The 15,209-nt window shown below is 67.2% G+C and carries 16 protein-coding genes; 11 read left to right on the top strand and 5 right to left on the bottom strand.

Going from position 1 to position 15,209, the window contains the following annotated elements:
• Positions 1-402: 402 nt before the first annotated feature.
• From TVNIR_RS14960 to TVNIR_RS14940, 5 genes are all read left to right on the top strand, one after another.
• Positions 403-1,665 carry a hypothetical protein gene (locus tag TVNIR_RS14960; RefSeq protein WP_015259912.1) on the top strand — a complete coding sequence of 421 codons (1,263 nt, stop codon included), beginning with the start codon at positions 403-405 and terminating at the stop codon, positions 1,663-1,665.
• Positions 1,666-1,718: 53 nt separating this feature from the next.
• On the top strand, positions 1,719-2,645 hold the full coding sequence (locus TVNIR_RS14955) for a metal ABC transporter substrate-binding protein (RefSeq protein ID WP_052316647.1): 927 nt from the start codon (positions 1,719-1,721) through the stop codon (positions 2,643-2,645).
• 5 nt (positions 2,646-2,650) lie between these two features.
• Entirely contained in the window at positions 2,651-3,229 is a 579-nt protein-coding gene (locus tag TVNIR_RS14950) for an ATP-binding cassette domain-containing protein (RefSeq protein ID WP_015259909.1), read from the top strand.
• The gene (locus TVNIR_RS14945) at positions 3,226-4,017 is read left to right on the top strand and encodes a hypothetical protein (protein ID WP_015259908.1); all 792 of its coding nucleotides are present in this window, start codon (positions 3,226-3,228) and stop codon (positions 4,015-4,017) included. Before TVNIR_RS14950 ends, TVNIR_RS14945 begins: the two co-directional genes overlap by 4 nt.
• Positions 4,018-4,179: 162 nt before the next feature.
• Positions 4,180-5,490, top strand: a complete 1,311-nt coding sequence (locus TVNIR_RS14940) for a hypothetical protein (RefSeq protein ID WP_043739801.1) — start codon at positions 4,180-4,182, stop codon at positions 5,488-5,490.
• 115 nt (positions 5,491-5,605) lie between these two features.
• On the opposite strand, the gene TVNIR_RS14935 is transcribed toward TVNIR_RS14940, so the two are convergent.
• Together TVNIR_RS14935 and smpB are read right to left on the bottom strand one after the other, a co-directional pair.
• Positions 5,606-6,607, bottom strand: a complete 1,002-nt coding sequence (locus TVNIR_RS14935) for a cytochrome-c peroxidase (RefSeq protein WP_015259906.1) — start codon at positions 6,605-6,607, stop codon at positions 5,606-5,608.
• 369 nt (positions 6,608-6,976) lie between these two features.
• Positions 6,977-7,456: an SsrA-binding protein SmpB gene (gene smpB / locus TVNIR_RS14930; RefSeq protein WP_015259905.1), complete on the bottom strand. Its 480-nt coding sequence runs from the start codon at positions 7,454-7,456 to the stop codon at positions 6,977-6,979.
• A gap of 226 nt (positions 7,457-7,682) precedes the next feature.
• Between smpB and TVNIR_RS14925 the strand changes: the two genes are divergently transcribed.
• From TVNIR_RS14925 to TVNIR_RS14915, 3 genes are read left to right on the top strand one after another with little or no spacing between them, the layout of a single operon-like run.
• Positions 7,683-9,041 (top strand): sodium-dependent transporter, encoded by a 1,359-nt coding sequence (locus TVNIR_RS14925; RefSeq protein WP_015259904.1) that lies wholly within the window; start codon positions 7,683-7,685, stop codon positions 9,039-9,041.
• Positions 9,041-9,484, top strand: coding sequence for a type II toxin-antitoxin system RatA family toxin (locus tag TVNIR_RS14920; protein WP_015259903.1), 444 nt, complete (start codon positions 9,041-9,043; stop codon positions 9,482-9,484). Before TVNIR_RS14925 ends, TVNIR_RS14920 begins: the two co-directional genes overlap by 1 nt.
• Positions 9,477-9,827: an RnfH family protein gene (locus TVNIR_RS14915; protein WP_015259902.1), complete on the top strand. Its 351-nt coding sequence runs from the start codon at positions 9,477-9,479 to the stop codon at positions 9,825-9,827. The genes TVNIR_RS14920 and TVNIR_RS14915 overlap by 8 nt, the downstream gene beginning before the upstream one ends.
• 15 nt (positions 9,828-9,842) lie before the next feature.
• On the opposite strand, the gene TVNIR_RS14910 is transcribed toward TVNIR_RS14915, so the two are convergent.
• The gene (locus TVNIR_RS14910; protein ID WP_015259901.1) at positions 9,843-10,175 is read right to left on the bottom strand and encodes an outer membrane protein assembly factor BamE; all 333 of its coding nucleotides are present in this window, start codon (positions 10,173-10,175) and stop codon (positions 9,843-9,845) included.
• Between the two features lie 107 nt (positions 10,176-10,282).
• Between TVNIR_RS14910 and fur the strand changes: the two genes are divergently transcribed.
• Complete coding sequence (gene fur / locus TVNIR_RS14905) at positions 10,283-10,708, top strand: ferric iron uptake transcriptional regulator (protein WP_015259900.1); 426 nt, start codon at positions 10,283-10,285, stop codon at positions 10,706-10,708.
• 50 nt (positions 10,709-10,758) lie between these two features.
• Here the strand turns inward: fur and recN are convergent, their stop codons facing one another.
• Together recN and TVNIR_RS14895 are read right to left on the bottom strand one after the other, a co-directional pair.
• Complete coding sequence (gene recN / locus TVNIR_RS14900; RefSeq protein WP_015259899.1) at positions 10,759-12,465, bottom strand: DNA repair protein RecN; 1,707 nt, start codon at positions 12,463-12,465, stop codon at positions 10,759-10,761.
• 23 nt (positions 12,466-12,488) lie between these two features.
• The gene (locus TVNIR_RS14895) at positions 12,489-13,367 is read right to left on the bottom strand and encodes an NAD(+) kinase (RefSeq protein WP_015259898.1); all 879 of its coding nucleotides are present in this window, start codon (positions 13,365-13,367) and stop codon (positions 12,489-12,491) included.
• 138 nt (positions 13,368-13,505) lie between these two features.
• Between TVNIR_RS14895 and hrcA the strand changes: the two genes are divergently transcribed.
• On the top strand, positions 13,506-14,561 hold the full coding sequence (gene hrcA / locus TVNIR_RS14890; protein WP_015259897.1) for a heat-inducible transcriptional repressor HrcA: 1,056 nt from the start codon (positions 13,506-13,508) through the stop codon (positions 14,559-14,561).
• Between the two features lie 55 nt (positions 14,562-14,616).
• The gene (grpE, locus tag TVNIR_RS14885; protein ID WP_015259896.1) at positions 14,617-15,201 is read left to right on the top strand and encodes a nucleotide exchange factor GrpE; all 585 of its coding nucleotides are present in this window, start codon (positions 14,617-14,619) and stop codon (positions 15,199-15,201) included.
• Positions 15,202-15,209 lie beyond the last annotated feature (8 nt).

Raw genomic sequence — 15,209 nt, 5'->3', positions numbered from 1 at the left:
GAGGAGCGAAGCCTTTAGCCGCGAGCACAGCGTGGCGGGACGTGGCGATCCATAAGGCTATGATTTTATTGGTTCCGCTTGGATTATTCGCTGCGCTCACCCTGCGGGCCAGCCTTCGGTTGTTCAACGCGCTGCGCGGATTAGTGCCGGGCTTCGCTCGCAATGACAGGATGGCTTGATCTGCGCTTCCCTCGCAAGGTTGAGGAGCTCGACCGGGCGCTGCCTGGACGGGGGAATCCCGTGAGCTCAACGGTACCTAACATTCGCTCCTCCGCCGAACGACCGGAGACGAACCTATCAATCTTTCGTGGAAGGAACGTTATGAAATTACATCACAACATGAAAAACCGATCCGCGTTGGCCCGTAGCCCCGGCGTACCAAGCAGGAAATCGAGGCGGATGATGCGGTGGCATCTGGCCATGCCGGCAATTCTTTTCGTCGCCATGCTCAACTCGGCACAGGCGGAAGACCCGCTGGATATCAGCGTTTCGCTGATCCTCGAGGGCATCTATTACCAGCGGCTGTCCGAAGGCAACGAGGAGCCCGCGGGCTTCGGGCATGACCATGGGCACGGTCACGGACATCACCACGGCCACGACCACGGGCTCGACGAAGGTTTCAACCTGGGGCACTCGGAACTCGCGGTCGAGGCGCGGATGGGGGACTGGCTCGAGGGCGCACTGATGCTCGGGTTCGACGACAAGAACGTCGAGGTGGAAGAAGCGTATCTCCGGACCCTGAGCCTGCCCGCGGGACTCCAGCTGAAGGGAGGCAAGTTCCTGTCGGACATCGGGTACATCAACAGCCACCACAACCACGACTGGGACTTCGTGGACCGTCCGCTGTTCAGCGAATTCCTGTTCGGTCACCACGGATTGCAAGACGTCGGTGTGCAGTTGAGCTTTGTTCCCGCCACGCCCTGGTATACCCGGCTTGGCGTCGAGGCCTTCCAGGGCGACGAGGACGAAGGTATCGCGCGCTTCGACGACGGCATCCCCGTGGATCGGGAGTCCGGACCCCGCCTGTTCACTGCGTTTGCCAAGACCGGGCCTGATCTCGGTGCCGATCATGCCCTGCAGTTGGGAGCCTCGGCGGGCTTCCTGCGCGACCATGGCCGCCTGGAGGACCACGGCGCACACGGCCACGCGGTCGTGGGCGACGGCTGGTTTGCCGGTGTCGACGCCGTTTACCGGCATTACGCCGGGCGCAGTTATGGACACGGGGACTGGCGGGTCGGCGGAGAATACTTTCTCGTGTCCCGCAACGTCGACGAATATCTGCAGGGCCACGGTGGCTGGACTCGGCGGGGCAACTACACCGAGCGCCAGGATGGCCTGTATCTGCAGGCGGTCTACGGTTTCCTCCCGCGCTGGGAAGCGGGCTTGCGCGCCGAGGCACTGGGTCTGACCAACCGGGTGGTGGACTTCCACCCCACCCGACTCGAATCGCTCGATGCCTCGTATCGCAGCGCCGCGCAGGTCACCTTTCGGCCGGTCGAACCCCTGTTCCTGCGGGCACAGATCCACTACGACGACTTCGCGCATCACGGTCACGACCATGGGCATGACCACGATCACCAGGGCCACGGCGGTTCGGGTAGCGGACTGGGGTTCCTGTTCCAGATCAACGTGGCGCTCGGCGCTCACGGGGCCCATCGGTTCTGAAGGCGAGATCGCCCGTGATCCTGACAGCAAACTTCGTGAAAGGGGAGAACACCATGTCTTTGCCGATGGCTATCGGAGGCCGTCTGGTCCCAGCCGTACTGACGGCCCTGCTGCTGTTTGCGCTGTCCGCGGCCAGCGTCCAGGCCGGTGCGCTCAACGTCGTGACGACCACCTCGACGATGGGAATGCTGGCGCGCGAGATCGGAGCCGAGAGAGTCGAGGTGCGCGTGCTTGCGGCGCCGGACCGGGATCCGCACTACCTCGACGCCCGGCCGGCGTTCATGGCAGCTCTGCGCAGGGCCGACCTGCTCGTCGAGAAGGGCGGTGATCTCGAGGAGGGCTGGCTGCCGGCTGCGCTGACCGGGGCCGCGAACCCGAGGCTGAACAGCGGGCGTCCGGGCCACTTCCGGGCGTCGGATTTCCTCCATCTGCGCCGGTCCATCACGATGGACGGCCCCAATCTCGGCCACGTGCACGGCGAGGGCAACCCGCACTTCCAGCTGGACCCGCAGCGGGTCGCGGCGGTCGCTGCACCCCTGGCGGCGCGTCTGGGCGAGTTGCTGCCCGCCGATCGCGAGGCATTCGAGGACCGCGCCCGGATGGTCAGCGCCCGGATCCTCGAACACGCGGAAACCGTCGCCACGCGGCTGGATCCCGGCCAGCGCTTCGTGGCCTATCACGAAGACATCGACTATCTCGAGGAGTGGCTGCCGGTCGAGATCGCCGGCTACCTTGAACCCCTGCCGGGCATACCGCCCACCGCGAGGCATCTGCGCAGCCTCGCCGATTCCCTGCGCGACGGGCCCGAGGGCGTGGTTCTGCACGCGGTCTATCAGCCCGCGCGCGGCGCCGAATTCCTTGCAGCCGAAATCGGGTGGTCCCGCCAGGCATTGCCGATGGAACCGCCGGCGAACGGCGGGCTCGAGGATTACCTCGAGCTGATGCAGGTCTGGGCCGCTGCGTTTCAGGCGGGGGAATGAGCCAGATGCCGCAGAGCGCCCGGCCCGTGCTGTCGTGCACGGGCGTCCGGGTCGGGTTCGACCGCCCGCTGCTCGGTCCGCTGGACCTACGGCTCGGTCGTGGCGAGAGAATGGTCCTGACCGGCCCGAACGGTGCCGGCAAGTCGCTGTTGCTGCGTGCCCTGATCGGCCAGGCTCGGGTCTTCGGGGGACGCGTCGACCGGTTGCCTCGCACGACGACGTGCCTGCTCGCGCAGGAGCACCCGCGACCGGCCCTCTGGCCGCTGAGTGGCCAGGACTGGTTCCGTGCGCTGGGTGCCGGCGCCCCCGCGCACGGCCCGGTGCGCGAATTGCTTCCGCATCGGCTGGACCGCCTGAGTGGCGGGCAGTGGCAACTGTTGCGCCTGGCGGCGGTGCTGCACACCTCCGCCGACGTGCTGCTGCTCGACGAGCCCGCGAACCATCTGGATGCCGAGGTTCGCGACAGTGCACTGGGCCTGTTGCAGTCGCTGCCGCCGCAAACCGCGGTGCTGATGACCAGTCACGACACCGATTTTCTTGCCGGCACGGGATTTCCCGCAGTGCCGCTGGCGGAACTTCTATGACCGGCGACCTGTGGTGGTCGGTTCCGTTCGCGGGGGGCCTGGCGGTCACCCTGATGCTGGCGTTCGCAGGCGCGGGGCTGTTTCTGCGCGGCTCGGTCTGGCAGGCCTTGGCGGTTGGGCAATGGGCCGCGCTCGGCGGGGTGATCGCGGCGACGGTTGCGCTGCCGGTAGTGCCGGTCGCGGTCGCACTGGCGGGCGCCGTGATGATCGTGTTGCACCGCATTTGCGACCGCGAGCGCTGGCCGCTGGCGCTGTTCCTGGCGGGGCTTGCCCTGGTCACGCTGTTCGCTGCGAATCTGCCGCAGGCGAATCTCGCCGCGGCGCGCTGGGCCGAGGGGCAGGTGTACTTCCTCGACCGCGAACTGCTCCGGATCATCGGCGGCGTGGCGGCCGCAAGCCTGTTGCTCGCGCCCTTGCTCGCTCGCATCTGGCTTTTCGCGCAGGCGACCCCGGACGTCGGCCTGCGGTCTACGCACCGCGGCGTTTTCGTCGTGTTGGAAGCGATGTGGTGGGTCGGCGTGCTGGTGCTGGGCAGCGCCGCCCTCGGACTTCCTGCCGCGCTCGCGGCGCTGCTGTTGCCGGCGTGGGGGGCGGCCTCGGTGGTCCGGGGGCTGCATGGCTTTCTCGCGGGGTCGCTGCTGCTGGGCGCGATGGTGTTTCTGCTGGCCTGGGTCAGCGCCCTGCACTTCGACCAGCCCTTCGGCCCGGTTTTCGTGCTGTGGGCCCTGGTGATCGCCGCGGTGCCCCGAGCCTCCGTGTCTCTGGTCCGGCTCCGGAGGCGCACCTGAAGCCGGGAAAGGTGAATCGGCGACCGCCCGGAGACTGCGGCTCGCGAACCGCCCTCACGGGCATCGAACGGCGGCTCCCGACGCAGCCGCCCGATCTGTAGCGGTGACTTTCTCGGCCGCTATGCAACGTTATAACGATGAATTAACAACGAGGTACATCATATGAAGATTCACGTTCTCCTGTCCCCCCTTACGCTCGCGGTTGCGCTGGCTCTCTCGGGCTGTGGCGGCAGCAGCAATGAGTCCCATCACCATGATGATGACCATGATCACGACGTCACGGGCGCCGTGCGAGTGCTGGTCGGCGACGCCGACTCGCTGTGGCTTTACAACATCGCGGATGGGACGCTCGTGGCAGGGGCAAGCTACGAGATTGCAGACGTTTCCGGCGTCACCACGACCGAGGACGGTCGGTTCGGGGTGATCAACGTCCGCGGCGACGGCCAGCAATTCCGCTTCCTCGATTCCGGGGTTTGGGTGCTCGATCACGTGGACCACGTGCACCTGGAGGTCGATGATCCGGAACTCCTCACGTTTTCGATCAACGGGTCCGACCACGGCACCGGCCGCCCGGCGCATGTCGTCTCCCGCGACGGCCGCGTAGCGCTGTTCTTCGATGGCGACGCGGAGACTGACCCCGCCGTGGCGGTGATCCTGAGGCGTTCGGCGCTCGAGAGCGGCGGAAACCCGCCCCCCGTGTCACTGACGGGCAACGGACATCACGGCCTGGCGCTGCCCGCCGCGGAGGATACGGTGATCATGAGCGTGGCCGAAGGCGAGGGTCGGGCCCGGACCGGGGTCCGCATCTACGATGACGGCGGCGCCGAGATTGGCGCGTTCCCGCAGTCATGCCCCGGGCTGCACGGCTACGCGGCCATCGGCCCTCACTATCTGCTGGGATGTCATCGCACGGACGGCGCGGGTGGCGTGCTGCGCATCACCCACGACCCCGATGCCGTCCATCCCGGAGATCGCTTCATCGAAGCGCAGATCACCTATCCCGAAGGCGCGCTGCATATCTCGAATTTCGCCTACCACCCGGAAAGCCCTTGGGCGGTTGCACCCTGGGGTACCGAGGCGATGATCCGCGTGAACCCAACCGCCGATGCCCTGAGCGAAGACGACATCCTCAACCTGCCTGCGCGCCAGTGCGGCTACGCGATGCGCGATGACCACGGCCAGGATCTGCTCGTGCTGACCGTCGACGGCTTCCTGCACAGCGTCGATGTGGCCAACTGGGCAGTACACTCGTCGATGCAGGTGATGACCCCGTTCGAATGTGCCGGAACGCGCCCCGTGCTGCGCAGCGTCGGCGGTTTTGCCTATCTGACGCGGCCGGCGGATTCGGATCTGATCGAAATCGACCTGGACCATGACGGCGAGATCACGCAGGCCATCGAGCTCACGGAACCACCGGTGCGCATGACCCTGTTCCGGCATCCGGCCAGCCTCGTGGACTACGGCGATCACTGAGATCCGACGGGTCGCCCGCGGCGCACCGGTCGGGTTCTCTGCGGCCCGGCCTCGAAGCACAGGGCTACGGCCGCGCATCCATGCACCGGCCGCAGCCCTGTCGCGGCCCGGGAGGTCAGGGCAGTGCTGGAATCTCGAACGTCGGCATTTCGCCGGTTAGGGTATGCAGGAAGGCCACCAAATCGCCGATTTCATCCTCGGCGTACTCACGGCCGAGCATCTCCTGGCCCATGATTGCCACCGCTTCCTCCAGTGTCGCCGTGGCGCCGTTGTTCATGTAGGGGTAGGTCAGCGCGATGTTGCGCAGGGTTGGGGTCTTGAACGCGAAGCGGTCGGAGTCCTTTCCGGTCACCAGGAAGCGCCCCTCGTCCTCGGAACCGGGCACCTGGATCCGGTGGAAGCGGCTGTCGGTGAACGCCGGCCCGCTGTGACAGGCCTGACATCCGCTGTCCGCGAACTTCTTCATGCCGCGCTTTTCCTGCTCGGTGAGGGCATCGAGATCGCCATTCAGGTAGCGGTCGAAACGCGAGTTTGGTGTATTCAGCGTGCGCTGGAAGCTCGCGAGTGCCTTGGCGACGTTCTCCTCGCGGATCGGGTTCTCGTCACCGGGGAAGGCGGCGGCGAACTTCTTCTTGTAGATGTCGAACTCGTTCAGGCGAGCGATGGCCTCGTCGAGTGACATCGCCATCTCGATATCGGCCTCGATCGGGCCGAGCGCCTGCTCTTCCAGGTCGGCCGCACGGCCGTCCCAGAACTGCGCCTCGAAGAACCCGGAGTTGAGTACGGTCGGGGTGTTGCGTTCGCCCACCTGGCCTTCGTGTCCAACGGCTCGCGGGATGCGGTCGCTCCAGCCAAGCGCCGGATTGTGACAGGTGGCGCAGCTGATCACGCCGCTGCTGGAGATCCGCGGTTCGAAGAAGAGCATGTTGCCGAGCTCGACGCGCTCCGGGGTCAGCGAGCTGTCGGCTGGAATCGGCGGCATCGCCGGCAGGGGGTCGAACCGGTTGCGGTAGTCGCCGTAGCCGTCGTCGGCTACGGCAATCCCGGTACAGGCGAGGGTGATTCCCACTCCCAGTGCCGTTACGGCCGCCCGGGTGGACTTACGAAGGCTGTTCATCAGGTCTTCTCCTCGGTGGCACGGAGCGGATCGTTCCCGGACCAGAGCGGCTCCGGGGCACTCTGGCGGCGGTACTTCCCGCGTGCGTGCCATTCGTTCGTGGGTGGTCGATGCTGCGAAGGGGGTAAGCCCCTTCGCGCATGTGGGTATAGACGAAACATCGGGTTTCGTACAGCCCGCGGGCAGACTCGCCGACCCGCACCCGCGAACTCTGGCCCGAGTGCGAACGATCGTGGCGGCCCGCGTCGCCCCGGCAGATGAAAGCCGGTTGCGGATGCCTGCACCCCCAACCTTTCGGACAGATCCAGGGGCAGCCTCGCGGTGGCGGCGGGTGTCCTTGCAGCCTCGGCGCTGGGGGATGCGAAGGGGTCAGCGGCCCTTGAGGATCCGGCCCCGTTCGCGTTGCCAGTCGCGCTCCTTGTCGGTCGCGCGCTTGTCGTATTCCTTCTTGCCCTTGGCGAGCCCGATCTCCAGTTTGGCCCGCCCGCGCTTCCAGTAAAGGGCGAGCGGAACCAGCGTGTAGCCTTTGCGTTCGACCGCGCCGATCAGGCGGCTGATCTCCGAGCGTTTCAGCAGGAGCTTGCGAGTGCGGGTCGGGTCCGGGTGGATGTGGGTCGAAGCGGTGCTGAGTGGGGTCACGTGTGCTCCGAACAGCCAGGCCTCGCCGTTGCGCAGCAATACGTACGACTCGCTGAGCTGGGCACGGCCTTCGCGCAGGGACTTGACCTCCCAGCCTTCCAGCACCAGCCCCGCCTCGAAGCGGTCCTCGATGAAGAAATCGTGCCGCGCCTTGCGGTTCAGCGCGATCGTGGCGGAGCCGTCGTGTTTCCCGGAGTTCTTCTTGGCCATAACCGTGCAGTATAACAATCGCTGCCGCCGCGTGGCCCGTCGACTGGCGGAGCGTGAATCCGTCGCGGTCGGGCTGGCTATGCGGGTGTGCGAGCCCCGCCTCCGCTTCGGGCTCGCCGGGCACGTCCCCCCGTGGCTGCGGCGGAAGACGCGGGTCCGGCGGGGTTCAGTTGAGCCCCTGCCGGCCTTGCCTCACAATCCGCCAAAACCAGGGGGAAGCAGATCGATGCCAGCAACCGTCTCCATCCACGGGCAGTGGTCCACGCGATTGGCCTTCATTCTCGCGGCCACGGGTTCTGCGGTGGGTCTGGGGAACATCTGGCGGTTCCCGTACATTGCCGGCGAGAACGGGGGTGGTGCGTTCGTTCTGGTGTACCTCGCCTGCATCCTCCTGATCGGCCTGCCGATCATGATGGCGGAGATCCTCCTGGGGCGCCGGGGGCGGCAGAGCCCGATCAACACCATGCTGACCGTGGCCCGAGAGGAAGGGCTCAGCCGCGGCTGGGGCCTGATGGGCTGGATCGGCGTGCTGGCCGGTTTCCTAATCCTGTCGTTCTACAGTGTGATCGCGGGCTGGGCACTGGCCTACGTGTTCAAGGCCGGCAGTGGCGGTTTCACCGGCCTAGACGCGGACGGCTCCTCGGAGCTGTTCGGTGCGATGCTGGCGGACCCGGAGGCACTGCTCGCCTGGCATACCATCTTCATGGTGATGACCGCGATGGTGGTTGCGCGGGGGGTACAGTCCGGGCTCGAGCGCGCGGTGACGATTCTGGTGCCGGCACTGGTGGTGCTGCTGATCATCCTCGTGGGCTACTCGATGGCGCAGGGCGCGTTTGCCGACGGTCTGCGTTTCCTGTTCCGCCCGGACTTCTCCGCGCTGTCCGCGAACGCGGTGCTGCTGGCGATGGGCCAGGCCTTCTTCACGCTGAGTCTCGGGATGGGGGCGATCATGGTCTATGGCAGCTACCTGAGCAGCGATGCCGCGATCGCGAAGACCTCGGGTACGGTGGTCGCGGCCGACACCCTGGTGGCGTTGCTGGCAGGGCTGGCGATCTTCCCGATCTTGCTGGCCGCCGGCCTGTCGCCGGCCCAGGGTCCGGGGCTGATCTTCGTGACCCTGCCGCTGGCCTTCGCCGAGATGCCGCTGGGGCTGTACTTCGGGACGCTGTTCTTTATCCTGCTGGTGTTCGCGGCCTGGACCTCGGCGATCTCCCTGATCGAGCCGGCGGTCGCCTTCCTGGTCGAGAACCTCGGGGCGACCCGGGTGTTCGCGACCACGACGGTGGCGATGCTCGCGTGGCTGCTCGGAATCGGCGCGCTGCTGTCGCTGAACGTGTGGGCGGAGTACACGCTGTTCGACCGGGGTATCCTCGACCTGCTGGACTACCTCACCGCGAACATCCTGCTGCCGCTGGGCGGGTTCCTGATCGCGCTGTTCGTCGGCTGGCGCATGACCGAACGCTCGGTGCAGTCCGAGTTGCGCCTGAAACTGGGGTGGCTGTTCACGCTGTGGTATTTCCTCGTCCGCTACGTGGCCCCGATCGCCATTCTGGTGGTGTTCCTGCGTGCGGTCGGCCTGGTCTGATGCCGAGCCGCATCCAGCGCTCGGCGGTGGTTCCGTACTCGCCCGAGCAGATGTTCGCCCTGGTCAACGACATCGACGCGTACCCGGAGTTTCTGCCGCACTGCCGTAGCGCCCGTGTTCTGGAGACCGGGGAGGCGGAGGTCAAGGCGCGGATCGAACTGGCCAAGGGCGCGCTGCACAAGTCGTTCACCACGCGCAATCGTCTCGATCCGCCGCACCGGATCCGGATGCAGCTGGTCGACGGGCCATTCCGCCGGCTCCAGGGCGGTTGGCAGTTCAACGAACACGACGGCGGCACCCGGATCGTGCTGGATCTGGAGTTCGAGTTCTCGAACCGACTGATGGCCATGGCGCTCGGCCCGGTCTTCAACCAATTGGCCAATTCCCTGGTGGATGCCTTCGTCAGGCGTGCGCGGGTGGTTCACGGTACAGACGATGGCTGAGCAGCGCGAACCGAACGCCACGCCGACGATCTCGGTCGAGGTAGCCTACGCGCGCCCGGACGTGCAGGTCGTGCTGCCGGTGCAGGTGGCGACAGGCGCGACCGTGTCTGACGCGTTGCAGGAGTCCGGGATTGCCGAGCGGTTTCCGGAAATCGACCTCGGCTCGGCGAAGGTGGGCATCTTCGGCAAGCTCACGCGCATGGATACCGTGCTGCGGGCCCGCGATCGTGTCGAAGTGTACCGCCCGCTGATCGCGGACCCGAAGGAGGTGCGGCGCCAGCGCGCGGCCCAGGGCAAGCCGACCCGCAAGGGAGGGGCCTCGGGCGCCGACGGCAGTGCCTAGTGGGCCACTAGCGGGTCAACCGTCGGGTGCGGTGGGTGGGCGGGTGTCCTCGATCCGGGCGACGCGGCCGCGGTCGAAGAATACCGAGACCCGGCGCAGTTCGGTTGCGCCCCGGCCCGGGCGTTTGTAGTAGACGTAGTCCCAGCGGTCCTCGCGCACGAACGTGCCCTGTACCTGCGGGGTGCCGAGCAGGAAGGCGACCTGCCGCGCGGTCATGCCCTCGCGCAGCTGCGCGACCTTGTCGTCGTCGATGGCGTTGCCCTGCTGCACGTCGAGCCGGTAGGACGGGACGCTGCAGGCCGCGAGCAGGGTTGCGATGACGGCAATAGAAGTGAGAATCTTGAGCATCGGGCGCGTGCTTCCGATCTGGCGAATGCGAGCGTCCGATGGTACAACATCCGCTCGAGGTCAGCAGCAGGCGTGACCGTGACCTCCAGGGTGTCAAGGAGCTGGCAGTGGAAACCCAAAACCTGAAGAAGGCGGGACTGAAGGTCACGCTTCCGAGAATGAAGATTCTGCAGATCCTGGAGGAGTCGGAGACCCGCCACCTGACGGCCGAGGCGATCTACCGGGAGTTGCTGGATTCGGGCGAGGAGATCGGCCTGGCCACGGTGTATCGCGTGCTGACGCAGTTCGAGGCGGCGGGGCTTGTGTCCCGGTTGCATTTCGAGGGCAACCAGGCGGTCTTCGAGCTCGAGCGGGGCGGCCACCATGACCACATCATCTGCAACCAGTGCGGCCGGGTCGAGGAGTTCTTCGACGACACCATCGAGCAGCGCCAGCGCCAGATTGCGACGGCGCACGGGTACCGGATCCAGGATCATGCGCTGGTGATCTACGGCGACTGCAGCGATGAGAACTGCCCGCACCGGCCCGGCTGATCCCCGGCGCCGGTTCCCCGGCCGCCCGCGGACACGGTACCCGCGGCGTTCTACGATGCGCGCTCGGTGCCCGCGGGTTCTCCGGCCGCTGCTTCCAGCATCTCGCGCGCGTGCTCGAGGCTGCGTTCGGTCAGTGTGACGCCCCCGAGCATGCGCGCCACTGCCTCGATGCGGTCGCCCGGCGCGAGACGGGTGATCTCGGTGCGTGCATGGTCGCGCCCGCGGTACTTGCTGACCTGGAACTGGCAGTGGGCCTGTGCAGCCACCTGGGGCAGATGGGTAACGCAGAGCACCTGGTAACGTGCGCCGAGCGCGCGCAGCTTGCGCCCGACCACCTCGGCCACTGCGCCGCTGATTCCGCTGTCGACCTCGTCGAAGATCAGGCTGTCCGCCGCCTGCTCCGCGCTGGCGAGCACCTGCAGTGCAAGGCCGATCCGGGACAGTTCGCCCCCGGAGGCGACCCGAGCCAGCGGCTGCGGTGAGGAGCCCGGGTTCGCGGAGACCAGAAACTCGATCCGGTCACGCCCCTGCGGGCCGGCTTCGTCGGGTCGCTCCTGCAACTCGATCCGGAACTGACCGCCGGTCATTCCCAGTTCCTGCATCGTCTCGGTCACCGCCGGATCGAGCCGCGCAGCGGCCGCGCGCCGTGCCTGGCTCAGCGCCTCGGCGGCCCGGTCGTAGCGGGCCTGTGCCGCGGCCAGATCCTGCTCGAGTGCCGCGACCGCCGCGTCGCCCGCGTCGAGTTCCTTTTGTTCGGCCTCCATCGCATGGAGCAGACCCGGCAGTGCATCGGGGTTGGTCCGGTGTTTGCGGGCCAGTCGGAGGTAGGCGGCAACCCGCGCGTCGACCTCGGCCAGCCGCTCGGGATTGATCTCGATGCGGTCGGCCATGCGGCGCAGCTGGTCGCCCGCCTCCTGGACCTGGATGCGCGCGGACTCGAGCAGTTCCAGCACGGGTTCGACCCGGCTGTCATGGCGCGCGGCCTTCTGCAAGCCGGCCAGTACCTGGCCGAGGCCCGGGTCGATCCCGGCATCGTCGTCGATCGCCTGGTGCGCGGCCTGCAGGGCCCCGAGCACCTCCGCCGCATGCGCGAGCCGTGTCTGTTCGCCGGCGATCTCCTCGAATTCGCCTTCGTGCGGCCCCAGTTCGCGGATCTCCGCCGCCTGAAACCGGAGCAGGTCGAGGCGGTCGGACGCGGATGCCAGCCGCTCGCGCGCCGTGTCCAGGCGCCCGGAAGTGGCCTGAAGTTCGGCGTGGGCCGCGGTCACCTCGCGGCGGACGTCCACCGCCACGAAACCGTCCAGCAGTGCCCGCTGGGCGGGCCGCTGCAGCAACTGCTGGTGGGCGTGCTGGCCGTGGATGTCGACCAGCCATTTCCCGACCGTCTTTAGCTGGGCCACGGTGACCGGGCGGCCGTTGATCCAGGCTCGGCTCTTGCCCTGCGCGGTGATCACCCGGCGCAGCAGCACGTGGGTCGTGTCCGGGTCGTCCGCCAGCTCTGCCAACGCCTCGCCCCGGAGCCATGCGCCGGTCGGATGGCCCGGCCGCAGTTCGAACTCCGCGCTCAGGTCGGCCTGCGCGGTACCGTCGCGCACACTGGCCGCGTCGGCCCGGTCACCCAGCAGCAGACCGATTACATCGATCAGGATCGACTTGCCGGCGCCGGTTTCCCCGGTCAGTGCGGTCATGCCTGCGCCGAGCGAGAGTTCCAGGTGGTCGATGATGGCGAAGTCCCGGACCGTGATATGCCGCAACATGGCTGGTCTTCGTCCCCGGCCGGTCAGGGATGCTCGCCCCAGCGCAGCTTGGAGCGCAGCATGCGCAGGAAGTGGTGGTGGCGGGGGTGCACCAGCGTCAGCGGTTCTGCCCGCCGCTCCACCCGCAAGACGTCCCCCGGTGCGAAGTCCAGGTTCTCCTGTCCGTCCAGCGCCACCTGCGCCGGGGAACGGCTGGCACTGCTGAGCTTGATCTCGATGACCGCACGTCCGCTGACCACCAGAGGGCGGTGATTCAGACTGTGCGGGCAGACCGGCACCACGACCATCGCCTCCAGTTCGGGAGTCAGGATCGGGCCACCGGCCGACAGCGCATAGGCGGTCGAGCCGGTGGGTGTGGCGATGATGAGTCCGTCGGCGCGAAGGCGTCCCACGTCGAGTCCATCGATGAAGGTGTCGAATTCGATGATCCGGACCACGCTCTGCACGTGCAGCACTGCGTCGTTCAGCGCCAGGCCATGGTGGATCGGGCTGCCGTCGCGCAGCAGCGTCGTCTGCAGCATCGCGCGCGGCTCGATCTCGTAGGCGCCGTCGAGTACCTCGTTCAGTTCCGTAGCTGCGCGGTCCGGCAACACGTCGACCAGGAACCCCAGCCGCCCGAGGTTGATCCCGAGCATCGGGGTGCCGTGCTCGGCCGTTGCGCGCGCGGTGGCGAGCAGCGTACCGTCCCCGCCGATCACGATGATCAGGTCGACTGCCGGCGCCAGTTCCGCGAGTGGAGCGACCGTACATCCTGAAGGGTGCTCGCAATCTCCGATGCCCTGCTCGATGATCATGCCCAGGCCACGCTGGTGCAATGCGTCGACGAGGACCGATACAAGAGGGGCGGTGCGGGAATCGTTGGCCTTGCCGACCAGCCCGATCGTGCTGAAAGTTGCTTGCATCGCTGCATTATCCGGAAAACCGCGGGTGCGTGCACCCGGGTCGCCAGCAGCCGGTTCGGAGCACCCTTGACTGGCCGGGGGCATGGCATAGACTGGGCTGGCACTCAACGGCCCCAAGCGCTGATACGAGAACGACGCATGCAGGACATCCAACTCGATGCCCGCGCACGGACATTGCTGCGCACCCTGATCGAGAGTTACATCCGCGACGGGCAACCGGTCGGTTCGCGCACGCTGGCCCGCACGAGCGGGCTGAACGTCAGCCCGGCGACGATTCGCAACGTGATGGCGGATCTCGAGGATCTGGGGCTGGTGCATGCGCCGCATACCTCGGCCGGGCGGGTGCCGACCGCGGCTGGATACCGGCTGTTCGTCGACGCGCTGCTCGAGATCCGGGCGCCGAACCGGAAACAGGTCGAAGCCATCGAGTCACGCTTCCACCGGGGTGCGACGACCCAGGATCTGCTCGACACGGCGGGAAGCGTGCTGTCCAGCGTGACCCGGCTGGCCGGCATGGTGCGCCTGCCGCGCAACCGCAACGTGGCGCTGACCCAGATCGAGTTCCTGCGCCTGAGCGAACGCCGGGTGCTCGCGATCCTAGTGATCGATGGCAAGGAGGTGCAGAACCGTGTGCTCGAGCTGGAGCGCGATTATCAGCCGCCGGAACTGCAGCGCATGGCGAATTACCTGAATGCCCACCTCGCGGGGCAGGGGCTGCAGGTGGTACGCGGGCAGCTGCTCGCGGAAATGCGTTCGGTACGCCGCGATCTCGACGCGATGATGCTCGCGGCGATCGACCTGGGCGAACGCGCGATCGGCGAGGACGATCCCGACGACATGCTCGTGGCCGGCGAGACGCAGTTGCTGCATTATGACGAGTTGTCCGACATCCAGCGGCTGCGCCAGCTGCTCGAAGCCTTCCACGAGAAGCGCGAGATCCTGGCGATCCTGGATCAGTGTATCCGGGCCGACCGGGTGCAGATCTTCATCGGCCGGGAGTCGGGGCTGGAATGGTTCGAGCACTGCTCCGTGGTGACCGCGCCGTACAGCGTGGACGGCGAGATCGTCGGCGTGCTCGGGGTGATCGGGCCGACCCGGATGTCGTATGACCGGGTGATCCCGATCGTCGACATCACCGCGCGCCTGCTCGGCGCCGCCTTGAATTCGCACAACGAGTCCCCAGACAGCCGTTGAGACGCGGGCGCAGTGCTGCGCCTCCATTCGATTTCGTCACCAGCAAGAGGGAAGCATGTCCAACCAGCGGGAAAACGTGGAACACGAGTCCGTGAACCAGGAGGAGCAGGAAACGGCAACGGGCGCAACCGAAGGGCCGGCAGCAGAGGGCGGCGAAGACATCCAGGCGCGGCTCGCGGACCTCGAGGAGCTGGCGGATCGGCGCCGGGATCAGCTGCTGCGCGCGCAGGCGGAACTCGAGAACCAGCGGCGCCGTTTCGAGCGCGAACTGGAGGCGGCGCACAAGTACGCGATGGAGCGATTCGCGGCCGAGTTGCTGACCGTGTGCGACAGCCTCGAAATGGGTCTGGAAGCGGCACGCAAGACCGAGGATGCGGGCAGCATCATCGAAGGCACGGAACTGACGCTGAAGGCCTTCCGCAAGGCCTTCGACAAGTTCGGGATCGAGCCGGTGGATCCGACCGGCGAGCGTTTCGATCCGGAGAGGCATCAGGCGATGACGACGCAGGAGAGCACCGAGCATCCGCCGAACACGGTGCTGATGACGATGCAGAAGGGGTACCTGCTGCAGGGGCGGGTGCTGCGTCCGGCGATGGTCATCGTGTCACGGGCGCCGGAGGAATCCCCCGGCGGCGCTTGAAAACGCCG

Origin of the sequence: Thioalkalivibrio nitratireducens DSM 14787 (genome assembly GCF_000321415.2) — a bacterium.
In the GTDB taxonomy this organism is placed as follows: domain Bacteria; phylum Pseudomonadota; class Gammaproteobacteria; order Ectothiorhodospirales; family Ectothiorhodospiraceae; genus Thioalkalivibrio; species Thioalkalivibrio nitratireducens.
This window is presented reverse-complemented; position numbering and strand designations above follow the sequence as displayed.